General features: G+C 60.9%; 20 protein-coding genes. 13 read left to right on the forward strand and 7 right to left on the reverse strand.

What is annotated here, in order from left to right:
• Positions 1-32: 32 nt before the first annotated feature.
• Positions 33-1,484, forward strand: coding sequence for an FAD-dependent oxidoreductase (locus tag N1058_RS05385; RefSeq protein WP_265516482.1), 1,452 nt, complete (start codon positions 33-35; stop codon positions 1,482-1,484).
• Positions 1,481-2,776, forward strand: a complete 1,296-nt coding sequence (locus N1058_RS05390) for an MFS transporter (RefSeq protein ID WP_265516483.1) — start codon at positions 1,481-1,483, stop codon at positions 2,774-2,776. The genes N1058_RS05385 and N1058_RS05390 overlap by 4 nt, the downstream gene beginning before the upstream one ends.
• A gap of 212 nt (positions 2,777-2,988) precedes the next feature.
• Here the strand turns inward: N1058_RS05390 and N1058_RS05395 are convergent, their stop codons facing one another.
• Together N1058_RS05395 and N1058_RS05400 are read right to left on the reverse strand one after the other, a co-directional pair.
• Positions 2,989-3,228, reverse strand: a complete 240-nt coding sequence (locus N1058_RS05395; protein WP_265516484.1) for a hypothetical protein — start codon at positions 3,226-3,228, stop codon at positions 2,989-2,991.
• Positions 3,229-3,534: 306 nt separating this feature from the next.
• Positions 3,535-3,783, reverse strand: a complete 249-nt coding sequence (locus N1058_RS05400; protein ID WP_274709169.1) for a YMGG-like glycine zipper-containing protein — start codon at positions 3,781-3,783, stop codon at positions 3,535-3,537.
• A gap of 349 nt (positions 3,784-4,132) precedes the next feature.
• Between N1058_RS05400 and N1058_RS05405 the strand changes: the two genes are divergently transcribed.
• The 6 genes from N1058_RS05405 (at position 4,133) to N1058_RS05430 (ending at position 8,640) form a co-directional block, all read left to right on the forward strand.
• Entirely contained in the window at positions 4,133-4,927 is a 795-nt protein-coding gene (locus tag N1058_RS05405; RefSeq protein WP_265516485.1) for a transporter substrate-binding domain-containing protein, read from the forward strand.
• A gap of 77 nt (positions 4,928-5,004) precedes the next feature.
• Positions 5,005-5,676, forward strand: a complete 672-nt coding sequence (locus N1058_RS05410; RefSeq protein WP_265516486.1) for an amino acid ABC transporter permease — start codon at positions 5,005-5,007, stop codon at positions 5,674-5,676.
• Positions 5,673-6,332, forward strand: coding sequence for an amino acid ABC transporter permease (locus N1058_RS05415; RefSeq protein WP_265516487.1), 660 nt, complete (start codon positions 5,673-5,675; stop codon positions 6,330-6,332). The genes N1058_RS05410 and N1058_RS05415 overlap by 4 nt, the downstream gene beginning before the upstream one ends.
• Positions 6,310-7,035, forward strand: a complete 726-nt coding sequence (locus N1058_RS05420; protein WP_265516488.1) for an amino acid ABC transporter ATP-binding protein — start codon at positions 6,310-6,312, stop codon at positions 7,033-7,035. Before N1058_RS05415 ends, N1058_RS05420 begins: the two co-directional genes overlap by 23 nt.
• Before the next feature lie 268 nt (positions 7,036-7,303).
• A complete protein-coding gene (locus N1058_RS05425) occupies positions 7,304-8,176 on the forward strand; it encodes a TIGR02587 family membrane protein (protein ID WP_265516489.1) in 873 nt (290 codons plus the stop codon).
• Positions 8,177-8,190: 14 nt separating this feature from the next.
• Positions 8,191-8,640 carry a TIGR02588 family protein gene (locus tag N1058_RS05430; protein WP_265516490.1) on the forward strand — a complete coding sequence of 150 codons (450 nt, stop codon included), beginning with the start codon at positions 8,191-8,193 and terminating at the stop codon, positions 8,638-8,640.
• A gap of 367 nt (positions 8,641-9,007) precedes the next feature.
• On the opposite strand, the gene N1058_RS05435 is transcribed toward N1058_RS05430, so the two are convergent.
• A complete protein-coding gene (locus N1058_RS05435) occupies positions 9,008-9,823 on the reverse strand; it encodes a D-alanyl-D-alanine carboxypeptidase family protein (RefSeq protein ID WP_265516491.1) in 816 nt (271 codons plus the stop codon).
• Positions 9,824-10,115: 292 nt separating this feature from the next.
• Here N1058_RS05435 and N1058_RS05440 point away from each other — a divergent pair, with 292 nt between their 5' ends.
• On the forward strand, positions 10,116-10,868 hold the full coding sequence (locus N1058_RS05440; protein ID WP_265516492.1) for an NYN domain-containing protein: 753 nt from the start codon (positions 10,116-10,118) through the stop codon (positions 10,866-10,868).
• A 101-nt stretch (positions 10,869-10,969) separates the two neighbouring features.
• Here N1058_RS05440 and N1058_RS05445 read toward each other — a convergent pair whose 3' ends face one another.
• Complete coding sequence (locus N1058_RS05445; RefSeq protein ID WP_265516493.1) at positions 10,970-11,557, reverse strand: YdeI/OmpD-associated family protein; 588 nt, start codon at positions 11,555-11,557, stop codon at positions 10,970-10,972.
• 382 nt (positions 11,558-11,939) lie between these two features.
• On the opposite strand from N1058_RS05445, the gene N1058_RS24105 reads away from it, so the two are divergent.
• The 3 genes from N1058_RS24105 (at position 11,940) to N1058_RS05460 (ending at position 14,673) form a co-directional block, all read left to right on the forward strand.
• Positions 11,940-13,049, forward strand: a complete 1,110-nt coding sequence (locus N1058_RS24105; protein ID WP_265516494.1) for a helix-turn-helix transcriptional regulator — start codon at positions 11,940-11,942, stop codon at positions 13,047-13,049.
• 182 nt (positions 13,050-13,231) lie between these two features.
• Positions 13,232-13,645 carry a peptidoglycan-binding domain-containing protein gene (locus N1058_RS05455; RefSeq protein WP_265516495.1) on the forward strand — a complete coding sequence of 138 codons (414 nt, stop codon included), beginning with the start codon at positions 13,232-13,234 and terminating at the stop codon, positions 13,643-13,645.
• 47 nt (positions 13,646-13,692) lie between these two features.
• Positions 13,693-14,673: a tetratricopeptide repeat protein gene (locus tag N1058_RS05460; protein WP_265516496.1), complete on the forward strand. Its 981-nt coding sequence runs from the start codon at positions 13,693-13,695 to the stop codon at positions 14,671-14,673.
• Between the two features lie 3 nt (positions 14,674-14,676).
• Here the strand turns inward: N1058_RS05460 and N1058_RS05465 are convergent, their stop codons facing one another.
• Both N1058_RS05465 and N1058_RS05470 read right to left on the reverse strand, forming a co-directional pair.
• The gene (locus N1058_RS05465) at positions 14,677-15,285 is read right to left on the reverse strand and encodes a hypothetical protein (protein WP_265516497.1); all 609 of its coding nucleotides are present in this window, start codon (positions 15,283-15,285) and stop codon (positions 14,677-14,679) included.
• Positions 15,286-15,751: 466 nt separating this feature from the next.
• Positions 15,752-16,666, reverse strand: a complete 915-nt coding sequence (locus N1058_RS05470) for a DUF305 domain-containing protein (RefSeq protein WP_265516498.1) — start codon at positions 16,664-16,666, stop codon at positions 15,752-15,754.
• A 307-nt stretch (positions 16,667-16,973) separates the two neighbouring features.
• Here N1058_RS05470 and N1058_RS05475 point away from each other — a divergent pair, with 307 nt between their 5' ends.
• Complete coding sequence (locus N1058_RS05475; protein WP_265516499.1) at positions 16,974-17,621, forward strand: hypothetical protein; 648 nt, start codon at positions 16,974-16,976, stop codon at positions 17,619-17,621.
• Positions 17,622-17,982: 361 nt separating this feature from the next.
• Here N1058_RS05475 and N1058_RS05480 read toward each other — a convergent pair whose 3' ends face one another.
• Positions 17,983-18,744 carry a hypothetical protein gene (locus N1058_RS05480; protein WP_265516500.1) on the reverse strand — a complete coding sequence of 254 codons (762 nt, stop codon included), beginning with the start codon at positions 18,742-18,744 and terminating at the stop codon, positions 17,983-17,985.
• Positions 18,745-18,774: the final 30 nt, after the last annotated feature.

Consider the following 18,774-nt stretch of genomic DNA (forward strand, 5'->3'; position numbering starts at 1 on the left):
GTTGATTCGAAGATACTAGAAGGATCGTATCAATGAACAGCATCGCCCACCTGGATCTTCCAGTCGCCGTCATCGGCGCAGGGCCGGTCGGCCTTGCCGCTGCTGCCCATTTCGTGCAGCGTGGTTTGCGCCCCCTTGTATTCGAACGTGGAGCTTCCGCCGGGGCCTCGGTGCAGGACTGGGGCCATGTCCGCGTCTTCTCTCCCTGGCGGTACAACATCGACACGAGCGCCCGCGCGCTTTTGGAGCGGTCGGGGTGGCAGCCCGCGGCCCCCGACCATTTGCCGACCGGCGCCGAGTTCGTGCGCGATTATCTCGCCCCGCTTGCCGCCCTGCCGGAGATCGCACCGAACATGAAACTCGACACGGCGGTAACGGCTATCACCCGGCTGGGGCATGACAAGATGTCGAATACGGGCCGCGAGGATGCGCCGTTCGTCGTGCACTACCGGGATGCGGCGGGGGAGCATCGTGTGCTGACACGGGCAGTCATCGATGCTTCCGGCACATGGTCGCGGCCAAATCCGATAGGTGTGGACGGCCTTGCCGTTCCCGGCGAGGCCGCGGCGGCGGACCGCATCGCATACGGCATTCCCGATGTCGCAGGGCTTGCGCGCGGCGACTATGCCGGCAAGCGGGTTCTCGTCATCGGCGGCGGACATTCGGCGATCAACGTCGCGCTGGCGCTTCTGGTGCTTCAGGAGGACGCGCTGGCGACGGAGATATTCTGGGCGCTGCGCCGCGACCGCATCGACAAGCTTCTCGGTGGTGGTCTGAACGACCAGTTACCGGAACGCGGTGCTCTGGGATTGGCGGCACAGGCGGCGATAGGCGAGGGGCGGGTGAACATGCTGGCGCCCTTCGCCGTCGAGCGCATCGAAGGGAGGGGCGCCGGCCTCTTGGTCGAAGCCAGGCTCGACGACCGCCCCTTCAGCCTCGACGTGGATCGCATCGTCGCCGCCGCCGGATTTCGGCCGGATCTTTCCATCCTTGGCGAATTGCGCGTCGCGCTCGATCCGGCCGTCGAAGCGCCACCGGCCCTTGCGCCGCTGATCGATCCGAATTTTCACTCCTGCGGAACGGTGCCGCCGCACGGCATTAACGAACTTTCGCACCCCGAACCCGGATTCTTCATCGTCGGCTCGAAGTCCTACGGCCGTGCGCCGACCTTCCTGATGGCGACGGGCTACGAGCAGGTCCGCTCGGTTGTTGCCGAACTGGCGGGCGATCATGTGGCGGCGCGCCAGGTGCAACTCGTGCTGCCGGAGACGGGGGTGTGCTTCGCTCCGCCGGTGGTGGGAGCCGGCGAGGCTGCTGCAAGCGAATGCTGCGGCGGGGCGGCTCCCGCCGGCACCGATGCCTGCTGTGCCAAGGATGCCGACGCCAAGGCCCGTGGCGAAGAGGGATGCGGCTGTGCAAAAAATGCTGCTCCGGCTGAGAGAGCCTCCGCGCCTCGGGCTGCCTGTTGCCGGAGCGCCGCGTGACGACAAGCGCCATCGAAGACCTGTCCCGAAGACGCGGTGCCGGGGCCGGCTGGCTTATCACCGCGCTCGGTGTCGCCCAGATATGCTCCTGGGGTTCGCTCTATTACAGCTTCCCGCTGCTGGCCGAAGCCATGCGTCTCGACCTTGGCTGGTCCAAGCCGCAGATCTATGGCGCGGCGACCCTGGGCATGGCGCTGGCGGGGCTTGCCGCCTACCCGGTCGGCGCGGCGATCGATCGCGGCCGGGGGCGCTACGTGATGGGCGGGGCGGCGGTTGCGGCCGGGCTCCTGCTCGTCGCCTGGTCTCAGGTGTCGAACGTTGCCCTGTTCTATGTCGTGCTCGCGGGGATCGGCTGCCTCCAGGCCGCTAATCTTTACGAGCCGGCTTTCGCCGTGATCACGCGGCGCGTGGGCGCGGGCGGGGCGCGGCGCGGCATCACCGCCTTGACGCTCTGGGGCGGCTTCGCCTCCACCGTCTTCATCCCGCTCATCCAGTTGCTGATCGACCTGTTCGGATGGCGTGGCGCGCTGATGGTGCTGGGCGCCATCAACATCGTCGTCTGCGGTGGTCTCTACTTCTTCGCCATCGATCCGAAGAAGGACCATCCGGTTCCCGTCCGCGAGCCGCACGAGCCATTGCCGCTGACCGGGCGCAAGGCTGTCGCGTGGGCGGTCCGCCGTCCGGTCTTCTGGGCGCTGATGGTGGCTTTTATCGCCTACGCCGCAGCTTTCTCCACCCTGACTTTCCACCTCTACCCGTTGCTTCTGGAGCGCGGGCTCACCGCCGCCGGCGTCGTTGCCGTAATGGCGGTGATCGGTCCCGCCCAGGTCGCGGGCCGCATCCTGATCTGGGTCTTCGCCCCGCACGCACCCGTGCGCTCGATCGGTTCCATTATCGTGATCATTTTTCCGCTCGCTGTCATCGGTTTCGCCTGGGCGCCGGCGGAAGTGATCGTCATCGCGGCCATCGCCGCCTGCTATGGGGCGGCGAACGGCATGATCACCATCGTGCGCGGGCTGGCGGTGCCGGAAATGGTGAGCCGCGAAGCCTATGGCTCGATCAACGGGATCCTGGTCGCGCCGATGAACCTCATGCAGGCTGCCTCGCCGCTGGCGGCTGCCTGGCTGTGGTCGATCACAGGGGGATATGACGCGGTTCTGATTGCGGTGGGTGCGGGCGCGCTCGTCTTGTGCATCGGCTTCTGGACAGCGGCAGCTTTGGCGCGCTGCGTTGATCGACGGAGCGGCGAATATGCTGGCGCCTCCCAAAAAAAGTCATCGCCGCCGATCTGAAACGCCTCGAGGGCCAGAACGACATAGCCTGCCAAGACGCTGCGAAAGCTCTCCTGTTTCTGTCAGGAAAAACCTTACCGAGCCTCCGAACTCAACCTTTGTTTCAAACCTTCATGTTGTGAACACTGAGCCTCAAGAATCAGAGTGAGGAGGAAGCCATGACCAAACTTCTGCAAGTTCTTGCCCTTTCCACGGCGTTTGCGCTGCTCGGATCATTCGCCACCCCCTTCGCGGTCGATGTTGCGGCCGATTCCCACGATAGTGGTGAAGGCGGTGAAGGCGGTGAAGGCGGTGAAGGTGGTGAAGGTGGTGAAGGCGGCGACGGCGGCGACGGCGGTGAGGGTGAGGAGCCTGACAACGGGACCGGCGGACAAGGCCCGCAAGGGAACAACGGCCGAGGCAACGGCGGCGGCGATGGCGTCCCCGGCAAATCCGGCTTCAGCGACGACCAACGCTAAGGAACTGGGGGCGCATCTGGAAAGTGCGGTCCCCCAGATATCCCTCGTGCCGAATTCATGAACGCTCGAGGTGACAACCACGTCCTCGACACGGCAGTTGAACCTCGCGGCCGGTGCCGGTGAGCAGCGCGAGAGGGTTGTCGACGATGTGGCTGAAGCCGGCACCGTTCGTCGTGAGGCAAACAGCATAGAGCGAGGTGGCGGCGCAGGGCGTGGGCCCGCTCCGCTTCGCCCCTCCGAAGGCATAAGGTGCCGACGACGGACCGCGGACGGCTGGCGCCCGCGGCCGCGTCGCATTCTTCATCTACAACGGGCAGTGTATATGCGCCCCTGCCGATCACGGTATTCGCAGAAGCCGTTGCGGAGGTTGCGGACCAGCAGACCCCCGAGGGCTCCGGCTCCGGCGCCTATCAGGGCTCCTCGTCCGCCGCCCGCGATACCACCGACAACGGCGCCTGCAGCAGTGCCGATTCCGACGTCCTTTTCGGTCGTCGTACAACCACCCAGAGCTACAACAGCAGCCACCACGATAATCAGCTTCCGTATCATCTCGATTCGTCTCGATTGGCTGAACTAGCCGTCCCGCTAGGAGAACTTTGCCCAGGTGCGCACGAAGGGCAAGAGCATCGATGAGAACGGCTCTGGAACAGCACAACGCGCCAAAAGGCGACAAGGCACTTCCTTGGGATGAATCCTCAACAAGCTCATGCCTAATTTATAGGCAATGCCGGCTAATTATACAGGCTGGCGTTGGCGGCTGACCACATCCAGCCTGTGCGATCTCCTCCTCCTATCGGCGAAGAGCATACTTTTCACTGCGGCGCGGGCAGCTGGCACGCCAGTTGCAAAGGCAGGCGACAGGTGCAGCAGGACGATAGAGCAAGCAACAGGAGAGATTATGATTAACCGTCGGATGTTATTGGGGATCGCCGGTGCGGCGATCATGGCGGCCAGCGTCGCCGCGCCCGTGCCCGCCAGGGCAGATGCGCTTGAAGACGTCATGTCGCGCGGCGTTCTGCGTGTCGCCGTGCCGCAGGATTTCCCGCCTTTTGGCAGCGTCGGCACCGATATGGCACCCATTGGTTATGACATAGACATGGCCATTCTCATCGCCGAGAAGCTCGGCGTGGAAGCCGAGCTCGTGCCGGTGACGAGTGCCAACCGCATCCCCTACCTGCAGACGGGCAAAGTCGACCTTGTCATCTCCAGTCTCGGCAAGAATGCCGAGCGCGAGGCCGTGATAGACTTCACCGACGCCTATGCCCCCTTCTTCAACGGCGTCTTCGCTCCCGACGATGTCACTGTGTCGAACGCGGAAGACCTCTCAGGCAAGGTTATTGGCGTCACCCGCGGCGCTATCGAAGACTTGGAACTGACCAAGATCGCCCCGTCCGACGCCGTCATAAAGCGTTACGAGGACAATAACGGCACCATCTCCGCCTTCCTGTCGGGGCAGGTGGACGTCGTGGCGACGGGCAATGTGGTCGCCGCCGCCATTCTCGAAAGGAACCCGCCAAAACGCCCGGAGATGAAATTCCTGATCAAGAACTCTCCCTGTTACATCGGCCTTAACAAGAATGAGCCGGTGCTCGTGGAGAAGGTAAACGCCATCATCGCCGAGGCGAAAGCCGACGGGAGCCTGAACGCCATCTCGGAGAAATGGCTGGGGGCGGGGCTGCCGGAAGAGCTGTAGTTCAGACGATGCAGAGGTCGGTGCAAACGGCGCCGGCCTCTCCGAAAATCCGATTCCATGCCAAAAGGCCGCCTCCTGTGAACTACGTTTTCAGCTTCTCATGGTTGGCCGAATATTACCCGGTCCTCCTCAAGGGCATCCTCATCACCATCGAGCTCACCGTCGTGGGCGGGCTGCTGGGCGTTGCGCTCGGCACAACCTGCGCCTGGGCGCGCGCGCTGGGGCCGGCCTGGATCAAGCCGCCGGTCTCCGCCTATGTCGAGCTCATCCGCAACACGCCCTTCCTCATCCAGCTCTTCTTCATCTTCTTCGGGCTGCCGTCCCTCGGCGTCAGGCTGACGGAGCTGCAGGCTGCCAACCTCGCCATGATCGTCAATCTCGGCGCCTATAGCTGCGAGATCATCCGCGCCGGCATCCAGGCCACGCCGCGCGGCCAGTTCGAAGCCGGCGCCAGCCTCGCCATGACGCCGATCCAGACCTTCCGCTACGTCGTGCTGGTTCCGGCACTCCAGCGCATCTGGCCGGCGCTGTCCTCGCAGGTCGTCATCGTCATGCTGGGCTCAGCGGTCGTCTCGCAGATCGCGGCCGAAGATCTCACCTTCGCCGCCAATTTCATCCAGTCGCGGTCCTTCCGCGCCTTCGAGGCCTATTTCGTCTCTACAGTCATTTATCTGGTGCTCGCCATCGTGCTGCGGCAGATCATGGCCGGCGTCGGCGGAATGCTTTTCGCGCGGAGGAGCGTCCGATGATCGAGTTCACCCTATGGGACATCCTGCGCAACCTGCTGCTTGCCGCACGCTGGACCATCGTGCTCTCGCTGGTCTCCTTCATCGGCGGCGGTGTTGTTGGTGCCATCCTGCTGTTCATGCGGATCGGCGGCAGCTCGCTGCTCAGGGCCTTCACCAGATACTATGTCGAGCTGTTCCAGGGCACGCCGCTGCTGATGCAGCTCTTCCTCGCCTTTTTCGGTCTCGGCCTTTTCGGGATCGACGTGCCGGCCTGGTTCGCCGCCGGCCTCGCGCTCATCCTGTGGACTGCCGCCTTCCTGACGGAAATCTGGCGCGGCTGCGTCGAATCCATCACCAGGGGGCAGTGGGAAGCGTCGGCTAGCCTCGGCATGGGCTATGTGCAACAGATGCGCTACGTCATCCTGCCGCAGGCGCTAAGGGTCGCCATCCCGCCCACGGTGGGCTTCTCTGTCCAGGTGGTGAAAGGCACCGCGCTCACCTCCATCATCGGTTTCGTTGAATTGTCGAAGGCCGGCACCGTCGTCACCAACGCCACCTTCCAGCCCTTCATTGTCTACGGCCTCGTCGCCCTCATCTATTTCGCGCTGTGCTGGCCGCTGTCCAAGAGCAGCCAGATCCTCGAGAGGAAGCTCAATGTCGCTCATCGAAATCACTGAGGTCCGCAAGAGTTTCGGGCCGAACGAGGTCCTCAAGGGCATCAATATCGATGTTGCGCCGGGCGAGGTGATCGCCGTCATCGGCAAGAGCGGATCGGGCAAGTCGACGCTGCTGCGCTGTATCAATGGTCTCGAGACCATCGACAGCGGCTCGATCTCGGTCGCGGGCGCGCAGCTCCTGCCAGACGAGGCGCATCTGAAGGCTCTGCGGCTCAAGGTCGGAATGATCTTCCAGCAGTTCAACCTCTTCCCGCACCTGACGGCTGGCGGCAATGTCATGCTGTCGCAGATGGTGGTCAAGAAGACGCCCAAGCCCGAAGCCGAAGCCGTGGCGCGCAGGATGCTGGAGCGCGTCGGTCTCGCCCAGAAATTCGATGCCTATCCGGACGAGCTCTCCGGCGGGCAGCAGCAGCGTGTTGCCATTGCCCGTGCACTTGCCATGCAGCCCACCGCGCTTCTGTGCGACGAGGTCACCTCCGCCCTCGACCCGGAGCTGGTGGCCGAAGTCCTGGCCGTCGTCCGCGAGCTCGCCGCCGAAGGCATGACTCTCCTCATGGTCACCCATGAGATGAAGTTCGCCCGCGATGTGTGCAGCCGCGTCGTCTTCATGCATGAGGGTCGCGTCCACGAGATCGGCCCGCCCGAAGACGTCTTCGCCAAGCCGGGGACGCCGGAGCTGAAGCAGTTCCTCGGCATGCAGTGAGTAAACCCACCAACGCTGGCGTCGCAACCTGGGACGACGACACCGTTGCCGCCCCGGCAGTGCTTTTGCCCACGGGGTCAACGTCGCGAGTAAGCGGGAAGCGGGTAGTAGTGTGCCTAACCGCTGATGAACCGGTCGCCGCCTGACTGCATTCACCCGCCGGCGCTCCATCGTCGCTCACCGGAACGGCGCTTGTGATAGGTAGTCGAAGATCGCCTTTTCGCGCGCCTTCGGAACGCAACGTCCGTCCGCGGCGTTCCGGACAACTATGCAAAAGGCAGGAAACCGCCCCGCCGGGCAGGAAATAGAAAAGCGAGTTCGACAGTCGCCGCGCCGCAAACTGCTCATCGGGCTCGGCCGGGGCTTCGGCGGCGCCTTGATCTTCGGCCTGCCGTTGCTGATGACGATGGAGATGTGGTCGCTCGGCTTCTATATGGACCGTTTTCGCCTTGCGCTCCTCTTGTTTCTCAACATGCCGCTCCTGACGCTCCTATCCTACCATGCGGGTTTCGAGGAGACGACGTGCTGGCACGATGACCTGCGAGACATGGTAGTCGCCTACGCCATCGGTATCGTTGCCAGCGTCATTGTGCTTGCCGTCTTCGGCGTCGTAACCTTGGCCATGTCGGCAGACGAGATCATCGGCAAGGTAGCTCTGCAGTCGGTGCCAGCCAGCATCGGCGCGCTTCTCGGGCGCAGCCAGCTTGGCGGGAGCAAGGCCGAGGCGTCCCAGGGGTCGGAACGGGTGAACTACGCCAGCGAGATGTTCCTGATGGCGGTCGGCGCCCTCTTTCTCGGCCTCAACGTGGCGCCGACCGAGGAAATGGTGCTGATTTCCCACAAGATGACGGGATGGCACGCGGTGGCGTTGATCGCACTGTCCATCTTCCTGATGCACGCCTTTGTCTATGCTGTGGAATTCGCTGGCTCAGACCCGTCCCTGCCGCCTGGGACACCATGGTGGAGCGCGTTCCTGCGTTTTACCATCACCGGCTACTCAATCGCTCTGCTGATCAGCCTCTATGCGCTTTGGACTTTTGGGCGGACCGACGACGTCGGTCTGATGCCGGTGCTCATATCCATGGTCGTGCTGGGCTTTCCCGCTGCCATCGGTGCGGCTGCGGCCCGGCTGATCCTCTGAACAGAAGGTGCCAGATGAAACAGAGGCGGCAGCGGTCGATGAAGAACCGGGCGGCGCGGCAAACACCGAAACGCCATGGAGGTGGAAACGAAAAACCGCATACGCTCGAATGGGTGGCGGGAGGGCTCTCGGCCGTCGTCGTCCTGGCGTTGGTCGGCTTCATCCTCTATCAAGCGATAAATGCGACGGCGACAAAGCCGAATCTGCGCGTTCTCGTCGAACAGGTCGAGGTGACGGACAACGGCTATCGCGTCAACTTCCGCGCCGTCAACCGGGGTGGTGCCACTGCCGCGGGTGTGGAGATCGAAGGGCGGATCGAGCACGATGGCGAGACGATCGAGACGAGCCGGGTCACGCTCGATTACATCCCCCCGCATTCCGGGCAGCAGGGAGGGCTCCTTTTCAGCCAGGATCCGAAGCGCTACCGGCTGAGGCTTGCCGCGAAGGGTTATACGGATCCGTAAGTGCAGCCGAGCGGACCATTCTTCCGAGCGTACATGCCGGCAGCCCGAAGGGCCGGCCTCCCGCTGCCTCTGTTCCATATTAGGGCCGATTACAACGGAACAAGCCGGCCTGCCGATGTTGCCAGAGATGCAGGCCGGCTTGCTTTGGGTGCGGCAACTCAGGGGAGGGCCAGTTGCCACGTGCGCCCAACGTCGTGCAGGTGAGTTTGTTCCGAATGCAGCGATTGAACGATGCTCCAGTGCTGTGTTGGCAGTTCGAACTTTTCTGCGGATCACTCGACTATATGAACGATTTCCCGCGTCTTCGTTGCCGGTCGCCAATCCCCGACCGCACATGGCCCCCAGCCGATCGTCTTGAACGGCATCGTCACTGTCCCTGAACGGATCCCGGGTGGGCACGGGGCAAATATGCCGTGATCAGCTCTTCCATATGAGCGTCTCGCACCTTCGCACTCTCCCCGCCCATCACGACGGCGATGATCCTCCGCCCGTCGCGGGCAGCGGAAGTGGCGACGTTGAAGCCCGAGGCGCGGATATAGCCGGTTTTAAGGCCATCGACGCCGCGCACGCTGCCAAGAAGATTGTTGTGCCCGCGGATCATTTTGCCCTTATAGGAGAAGCTGCGGTTGGCAAAGAAATGGTAGTGATGCGGGAAGTGCTTACGCAACGCCATTGCCAGGAGGCCCATGTCATGCGCCGTCGTGATCTGGTTGGGATCATTGAGACCGGATGCGTTGCGGAATGTGGTCGAACGCATGCCGAGTTCGCGCGCCTTTGCAGTCATCATTGTAGCGAAATGCTCCTCGGAACCGCCTAACCGCTCGGCCACCGCCGTGGCGACGTCATTCGCGGATTTCACGCACAATGCCAGGATCGCTGTGCGGACATCGATGCTTTGGCCTGGCTTGAAGCCGATCTTGGATGGCGGGCGCGAAGCAGCGAAGGCGGAGATGGGTATTTCACTGGATGAAGTGAGCTGGCCGGAATCCAGCGCCTCGAAGAGGAGATAAAGTGTCATCATCTTTGTCAGGGACGCGGGATAGCGGCGTTCGTTCGACGCACTTTCGTAGATGATCTTTCCCGAATGGGCATCGATGACAATCGCCGCATATTTCTCCGAATTCAGCGGCACCACCGCAGACGTAAGAACTGTGCTGGTCGTGCATCCGGCAACTGCGAGCATTACCGCAATCCAAGCCCATTTCATCCCCGCATCCCCATTCTACTGCAATATGCCCGCACACGCGGCCATCGAAGCAGAAACGGTGGGGAGAGTCGATCTCCGGCTTGACGCTTGTTTTTCAACTTGATGATGGTTGTCTGGGTTGGAAACCAACAGGAAATACCAACAAAATATTTCTGTGGTTCGGTTCCCGCATCGGCTTCAACCTGCTTTGGGCCGATTTGACCTGTTTCTGTAGATCCCACTTGGGTGGGATCATGCCCCTATCACTTGCTCGGAAGGTCTCTTTTCAATGGCTATCGGAACGCGCTCCGCACGCCTTGCTGTGCTAATCGACGCCGACAACGCCTCGGCCAAAATCGTCGACGGTCTTTTCGACGAGATCGCCAAGATTGGCGAGGCCAGCGTTCGTCGGATCTATGGCGACTTCTCCAGTGCAAGATCGAAAGCGTGGATCGATGTCCTGGCACAGCATGCAATCATTCCGCAGCAGCAGTTCGCCTATACGACCGGTAAAAATGCCTCAGACATCACGCTCGTCATCGATGCAATGGACCTTTTGCACAGTGGCCGTTTCGACGGTTTCTGTCTGGTTTCGTCCGACAGCGACTTCACGCGGCTTGCCGCTCGGATTCGCGAGCAGGGTGTCGATGTCTTTGGATTCGGAGAGCAAAAGACGCCCGAGAGCTTCCGGCAGGCTTGCCGACGCTTTACCTACACCGAGAATTTACTCCCGGATGCGCCTGCCAATGCAGAGGCTGCAGACAGTAAAGCCAAGCCGCTTCAGTCGCCGAGCGCGGCCACGCCGATCATCCGGCGCGTTCTCGATCAGATGGAGACAGAAGACGGTTGGGCACCGCTTGGCGCAGTGGGAACACAGCTTGCTAACCTTTCGTCTGATTTCGATCCGCGCAATTTCGGCTTCCGCAAGCTCAGCGATCTGGTCCGCAAGACCAACGCTTTCGAGATTGACCAGTCAGAAGGGCGAGCCGTGCGCATCCGCAAAAAGCCAGGACCGGCGAAAGGCTCAAGGAGACGGAAATAGGTGACCGCGCCATTGAACAATCCACCCGGAACTCTGGCTCTGCCATTGCCTTGAACAATGGTTTCCGAAGATCTGCCGTATCCGTCATACAAATCGCCGGTTCAGCGATCATGCAAACCTTTTCCGCCGAGAATTTTCGGCGTGGATTTTTCAATCCTCGACACCCGGGTTCTGGACTGCTTGGGCTGGGAAAAATAAAGGATGTATCCCCTTCGCCGCCCTGGGGTCAGACCTTCGAAAGCCGTCTTTAGGTCCGGATCCTCGTCCAGCTTGCTCATGAGTTCCGCGGGAAGTTCGAGATCGTCCTTCGGGAACTTCACCTTCAGGCCAGCTTTCTCCACGTTGATGGCTTCATGGATATAATCTTTCAGGGTGGCTTCCATCCCGACTATTTCCGCGACGCTTGAGAATCTTATCTTTCGCATCGACCGTGAGTTTTCCCCGGGTGCGACGAGGAGGCCCTCGGCATCTTTCAACAAGGCACCTTTGAAGAAGGCAAGTGCGCAGTATTCCTTGAGCCCCCAGAGGGCGGCCACATTACCGTTCTGAAACGTGTAGCAGGGAGAGCGCCATTTGAAATCTTCCGTCACAGGGCAGTCGAGAAGGATTGCTCTCAATGCCTGCAGTTCACCCCGCCACTTTTTTGCTCTGGTGAAGAATGCTTCGATCTCGGGATTCACCTCATTCATCTCCGGCTCCCATGACGTTGTCCGTTTCGATTGTTCGTCATCGCCCTTCTCGAAATGCTTTAGTGTTTTAAATGTAAAGGCGGTTCCGCAAAATGCCACATGACAAGCCCACAGCATTCCACCCGGAAGTGGCCGTCTGAAAACGCTTGTCTGCCCGGCTGCGGGATAATGGCAGCAACCTTTCCGGACCGATTGCGGTAATCTTTTCTACGGCGCTCTCCCTCATGCGGCCTTTGACAGCCACGCTTTGACACTGCGATAGCGAGAGCGAAGGCCCTCCACCACATCACGTCAGAATGAGCGAAGTGGCTTTCCCCCATTTGGTCAGGTACCTCCAATTCCCAATTCCGCGTATTCTGCTTTTTCGCCGCGGGAGGTAAGTGTGACATCGCTCGATGGAGACGAAAGCAGCCTGCTGCGTCTTTATGATGCGGCCGTCTCACCGGACCTGTGGCCGCAGGTCTTGCAGGAGCTTGCCAACCAAGCGGATGCCGTCGGTTGCTGCATTGCCATCGACAATTTGAAGGAAACGCTCATCGCGCCCCCGATGTCTCCGGAGCTCGTCGAGCCGCTTTCGGATTTCGTCCAGAGCGGCTGGTACCGGCGCGATCTCCGCGGCCGCAGAGGATGGCCGCTTATCAAGGCCGGGCGCCGCGTTCTCATCGAGCACGACGTTTCCACCGAAGAGGAAAGGCGGTGCGGAAGCTACCACAATGAGTGGCTGCGGCCCTGGGATCTGCCGTGGTGGTCGGCCATCGGCTTCCCGTGCGGGGGAGGCCTGTTCGCGCTCGCGCTGTTGAGAAACTCGCAACAAGAAGCGTTCACGCGCGCCGAAGCCGCAAAACTTTCAAGATGGCGCCCGCATCTCAAGCGTGCCATCTCGCTGGCGCAGCTTTGGTCGCGACGCCAGGCTGATTCGGTGCTGGCAACCTTGCAACGTCTCGATCGTGCCGCCTTCCTTCTCAACGCTCAGGGCCGCGTCAGCCAATTGAATGCGCCTGCCGAAGTGCTGCTGGGCCGCTCCCTCGAGCTTCGCCTTGGCAGGCTGAGGGCGGTCCACCGAAAGGACGATGCAGCCTTGCAAGGCTTCCTTGCGGCCGCGCTCGCCCCGCCCTTTCCCCGCGGTACAGCCGACGAGGAGCCAATTCTGATTGGGAGCGAGGGCCGCAGACGTCTCATCGTCGAGGCAATGCCGACCGTCGGTCTGCTCCAGGACGTATTCGCCGGGACGCGGGCATTGCTTCTCGTGACAGACCTTGATCGCCGCGCGGTGCTGCCGGAGGAGAGACTGCGCAAGCTCTTCAACCTGACAGCATCCGAAGCCGCCGTAGCGGCGAGAATTGCCGCGGGGAGCGACCTGCGGAGAATTGCGGAGTCGTTGGAAATCGCAACGGGGACGGCGCGGAACCACCTCAAGGCAATCTTTTCGAAGACCGGCACGCACCGGCAGAGTGAGCTGGTGGCGCTTGTTCAGCGGATCCCGCTCGGCTGAGCCTGTAGCTGAAGCGATCGACAACCATTCGAAACCGCAAAATCCCGCGAAGAGTGTAGCCCATTTGGGACAGGCGGCTGACGCGCTGGGGCGCGATACTCGGATGCAGCCGGCAATGCAGTACGCGGTCAACGCCCGACTGCATTTAGGCCGATCGAACGACAACGCAGGAGGACAAGGATATGCGCAGGCTGATCTTCCTCGTGGCGGCAATTGTGGTCGCAGACACGCTACCCGTCGGTGCGCAATCCGATGATGGCATGAAGCTTCAGCGCTGCGTTTGGGCGTGCCTCGCCCGCTCGTCAGGTAACGAAGACCCGGCCTATCACACTTGCGTGGAGAACGTTTGCGTCGCCAGGACGCCTCCGGCTTCTCCGCGTGGTCAATCAGCTGTTCCGCGCGCTGAACAGCCCGATCGGGCCACCGTCAGTTTCGTGCAGCGACGCCTTGCTGATCTTGGATTTGATCCCGGACCAATTGACGGGATCTATGGCCGAAAAACTCGGGCGGCGGTGGAGGCGTTCCGCGCTTCTCGGCGTCTTGGCGAGGCCAGCGGCATTGACGAGGATCTTCTGGCGGTCCTCCGATCCGAATGAAGAACGACGCTGACCGGCATACGCACCGGAGGGAGGCAAGTGGACCAATGGAAAGTTCTGCAGAACGACACGGTTCTTCAGCTGGCGCGGAGAGTTGGGTTCGGCGGATTGGAAGCGTACTCGTTACGATTGCTTTTCTCGCGGCTCCGGCAGCCGCGCAGGATCTTGACGCCGGTCTCGCGGATTTTGCGAACAAGCGGTACAGCAGGGCTTTTAAGACGCTCGAACCGCTGTCGGCGACCGGCGTGCAGGAGGCGCAGCTGGCCGTGGGCAAGATGCTGCTGTTAGGCAAAGGCACGGAGCAGGATTCAGCACGCGGCATCGAGATGCTCGACTCCTTGGCCACAGAGAGTCCTGAGGCGGCCTTCATTCTCGGGGAATACTATTTCGAAAAGCGGCAGGGTCTTCGCGCGATGCCCTATCTCGAACGGGCCGCAGCAGCGGGTGACGGCGCAGCCATGGAGATGATCGGGGAACTCTATCGCGGCGGCCGCGACATAGACTATTCCGAGGCAGACATGGCTCGGTGGTTTGCCAAGGCCATTGAATCAGGCTCGGTGAGCCCCTGGACCGCGATGTTGAGCGGTCTCACTGCTCTCAAGCGGAAGAACTACGAACTCGCCGTCGAGCATTTCGGTATTGCCGCCGATAAAGGAAATCTGCGCGCCGTGGCTGAACTCGGGCGACTTTACTATGAGGGTCTCGGCACCTCTCGCGACCTGTCCGAGGCTCACCGACGCCTGCTGCCCGCAGCCGCCGCTCACTACGCACTCGGCGAACTCTATCTCGGGGACGTGTTTGTGGCGATGGGCCAGCCGATCCGGGGACTGGAGTGCTACGGTGCTGCGCTGATTGATGGCAAGCGCGAAGAGAATCCGGAAGTCATGAAAATCGCTTGGCAGAAGCTTCTCCCATTTGGAATTCTCGGAAATGCGGGAGTCAGGGTAGAGAAGCCGGACGGGCCCTGCGATTTCGAGCCGAGCGAGCTGATGTTGATGCTTGTGGAATCCTACTTCTCGGGCAAGTAGCGTTTACCGCCGCACATTGTTGATATAGTCGAAGGCCTTGTCGATGAGCGCACTTGCCTCTTCGGATTCGTCGCAATTGGACAGCCCGTCGATGATGATCGAGGCTAGGAAAACGTGTTCGAAGAATTTGTCCCGCTGCTCATCGTAAAGTGCAAGGAAGGCGGCCGGGGGCTCGACCGCGCTGCCATCCCCGCCGAAACTGAGCTGGCCATGCGACCGAAGAAGTTCCTCGCAGCCGGAGCGCCTACCGAGCCGCGTATCGAGGCAGTAGACCCAAAACTCCTCGTGAGTCGGGACGAAGCCAACGCGCTCCTTGTAAAGACGGCCATGGTGGACCCGGGCCAGCCAGTCAGCGTCAGCGAACTTCATCTGATAGGCTGGATCGTGACCTTCAGCTTCATAGTACGCCCACATCCGGTCATACTCGTCCTGCAGGTCCTTCTCGCTGGGATTGGGTATCGACCAGTAGGCGGACCGGGAGGATTCCAAGCGATCCGCCAAGCTTGAATACTCCTGCTTGTCCCAGTAGTCGCAGCCCGCCAACGTGGCAGCGTCGGCGTTCCAGGTAACGAGCAATACAATGGCGAGCCCATGAGCAGTCGTCCGAAGCATGGAACCCTCCTTCAGTCACGTATCAATGCTGCATAATATTGGTGCCTATGGCCACGATCGCATCCGAGCATCGCACGCCAGCTTGTCAGCCGCATGTCCCAAATGGGCTAGGGCGCTGCAACATCGTATTTCGTTGACGGTTTGACGAGGGACGGGGCATGTCCGAGGCTCCCGCTCGCTGCAAGAACTACCGCTTTCCGACCGTTTTTGTGATTGGAATTGCATTCAACGAGAGGCTTCGAGCACGACAAAACGCGTCGCGCTAAATCCCAAAAAACCGCAAGTATAAACTGGAGTTAGACGAACAACAGATACGGTCCCGCTGCGGCGCGGTTAAGTACGTCGTCAGGTGGCGACCGATCAAGCCGCGACCTCCAATGATCAAGACGCTGTTGACCGCACAACTAAGGGGGGCGGGAGGATTCCGCCGCAGATGCTGCGGATGCAGACCAGGTTTCTGGTGGTGTCATTGCCGCTCGAAGGAACAAGCATAGATGCCGCGATAGCCTATGGCTGGTCCTGGTGTGAGGGTGAGGACGAGATCGGCATTCCAGCGTCTCATTGCGCCATCGATTGTCGGCTCATCGTCAGCTACGTGCCGGACGGATACCCTGGCTCCTTCCGTCGTTGTTGTCAGGCCGTCAGCCAGATCTTCAATGTCGACGGACGCCGCAAAGCGGAAGGGTATGAGCGTACCGTTGAGTTTCGTCACACCCTGGGCGATGCCTTCCTCGCCTTCTGGCGCCCGTGCAACGAAGACGGGGTTACTCGCGCCCGTATAGGAGAACTCGCAGCCTGAGCCCGGGCCGAGAACGTCATCGATCTCGGCCTGGCTCATCGGGGACGGATCAAGCTCTGCGAGCATTGTCTGGTTCATTGCTTCGGAAACGGAACCGGTCTTCGGAGGCCCGTCCTCGTAGATGTCGCTCGTTTCGCCGCCGCGCGCCAGATCGGCGATGAGGTAGCGCATCTCCGAAATCTCGCGCCGCTGTGCCTCTATGATTTCGTGGGCGAGCTTGCGAACGCGTGGGTCGGCGATCTGCGCGCGCTCGCTCGTCATGATTGCGATAGAATGGTGCGGGATCATTGCACGCATGTAGCTTGTTTGGCTGACGGTGGCCTGGCTGCGTACCAGCCAGAGCGAACCGGCGATCACAAGTGCGCTGCCGGCAAAGATGGTGACGTTCGTGATCATGCTGGGATACATACTCATCATGTACCCGAGCATGATGATCGCCATGCAGCCGCCCATGAGCAGCGCCATGTAGACACGTGTTTCGCTGAAGAAGGCGTGCTCCCAGGCATACGTATTGAGATACATGAGGCCGAACATCACCACGGTGGACGTAGCGATCATCGCCGCGAAGCGCAGATAGGACATAGGCATGATCTCCCTTTGGTCGCCGGCGGAGAGGCTGTTGCACAACGACCAGATACCCATGCTGTTCCAGCAGGCGGGTGTTCCGGCCGGCCCCTGGCGGCTGAAAAGGACAAGTTCAATGATAGCTACTATGAATAGGGTCGAGACGCCGCCGCCGCTCCATTCCAGAAGACGTGGCTGACGCGTCGTCTTGTTCTTTAAGCTTATCTTGCTGCCGGGAGGGGATGCCAACGGCCTGCGCCGGGTAGTTACTGAACAATGGGTCGCTTTGGCTGTTTGGAGGATAATTGCATATAGGGACCGCCGCATGTGGGAATTCATCAAGGACAACCATGGCGCCATAAGCGCGGTTACCGCTGTGCTGACGATGATGATCTGGGTGCTCTACTTCCAACTGCTGCTGAACAGCTATCGCCACCGCATCCGCCCGAAGATCAACATCAACAGGGGCGGCGGGCGGTCAAGCAACTCCAGATGCGTAATAACCAATATGAGCGCCGAGGCGGTTTACGTGGATGCCGTCATACTGACGTTCAAGGGTGGTGAAAAGCAGCGCATCTGCTCTCTGAGCGATCTGGATGTTTCGCCATCGGCGGACAAAGATCTTCGTCAACAGCTGCTGCAAGGCCCGCTGGCAAGCGGCGAATTCATCGACATCGGTTCGTTTGACGAACTGATCGAGCACGCCGGAGAGGGAGATACAATCGCCAGCGACACCAAAAGCATCGAGGTGATGGTAGTGGGCACGTACACTGCCGACGACGGTTTAATAGCAGCAGAGCGCCGATACGAACTTTCTCGTAGAGATGGACAACGCCTTCTGCAGCCGGTGGCGTTTTCCACCCGTCAGGTACGGTCTCGCTGGGAACGGCGAAAAATCGAACAACTCATGCTCGAGTGGTATGGGAATGAAGCGAGCGCCCACTTTCCCCTACCGCAACGGAAGCAAATATGATCGGCCGTCTATGGAGTCCTCTACCTCTCCTCGAGGCATCGACGCCATTTGGCTATATTCCAAACGCTCCTGTGGCGAGGCGGGTTTCCACGGGCAACCTCATGTTGCCATCTGGTGGAACAAAACTTTCGGCCTGCGGTTTGGCGTATGTGACAATGGCCCGATGTCACACCTAAAAGCGAGCCGGCCTGTCTCCTCTCGTGGTGAGCTCTCATGCAGGCCGGCTTGTTCCTTCACAACCGACAGCGCGCCACACCGGTTTCCAGACAGGCGGCCGCACTTGCGGGCGGGAGCCTGACATTGGCAACGACTTCCTCCGATACCTGCGGAGCCGATTTGCCGAAGGCATTGCGAACAAGGGTCAGAAAAGCGGGTTGGAGAAGCCGAACAAGGACCGGCAGAAGCGTTCGGTTCTAGTGTCGAAAAGCTCCCAAAAAGAGGGATCGTCCACGCAGCTTCGCCATCGGTCGAAAACGGCCATCGCATTGGCACGCCCGTCGAAGGTCGTGCCGTCGAACGAGCTTCCCCCGGCGCATGATGGAACGGACTGCGCAGCCGCGTCACGGAATTCGAGGTTCAGCGCTACCGCCACTTCCTTGCGGTACTCTGCGCTGCTGACCCAGCGGTTGTAATTGATAGGCACACGTCCCCGGCGCGGGACAGGAAACCGCTCCAAAGCAGCCGCGTGCTGCTTCCATATCCGCATCGCCGTATGCTCGGATATCCGGGTACTGCCCAGGCGTCGGCGGCTCGCGATCAGGTTATACGGATCGCGCAGGATGAGGATCTCGTACAGTCTCTCCGGCTGGCCGAATGCGCGCCGGTGATGTCTCAAGGTCTCCGGCCCGAACGCAGGGCCAAGGAACGCATCTTCCTGACTAAGCACAACGTGATCGGTGGACTGACTCCCTCCCGGATGTTTCGTGCCCCGGCCCCAACCCGCGATGTTCGTCCGAATACATTGGTCGTCATCCATCGGCCGCGCAGACTGAAAGGGATCAGCCTTGGCTTCTACGCAATTAAGGAAGCACCAGGATCCACGCAGCTGAGACAAGATCCAGTCTATAATGGCGTGGTTGCCACTCCTTGATAGTCCGACGATGTTGTATATTGAAAACGACATGCGTTCATCTTCATCATATCTTGGTTATAT

This window comes from Nitratireductor luteus (assembly GCF_026162365.1).
GTDB classification, from domain to species: Bacteria; Pseudomonadota; Alphaproteobacteria; order Rhizobiales; family Rhizobiaceae; genus Chelativorans; species Chelativorans luteus.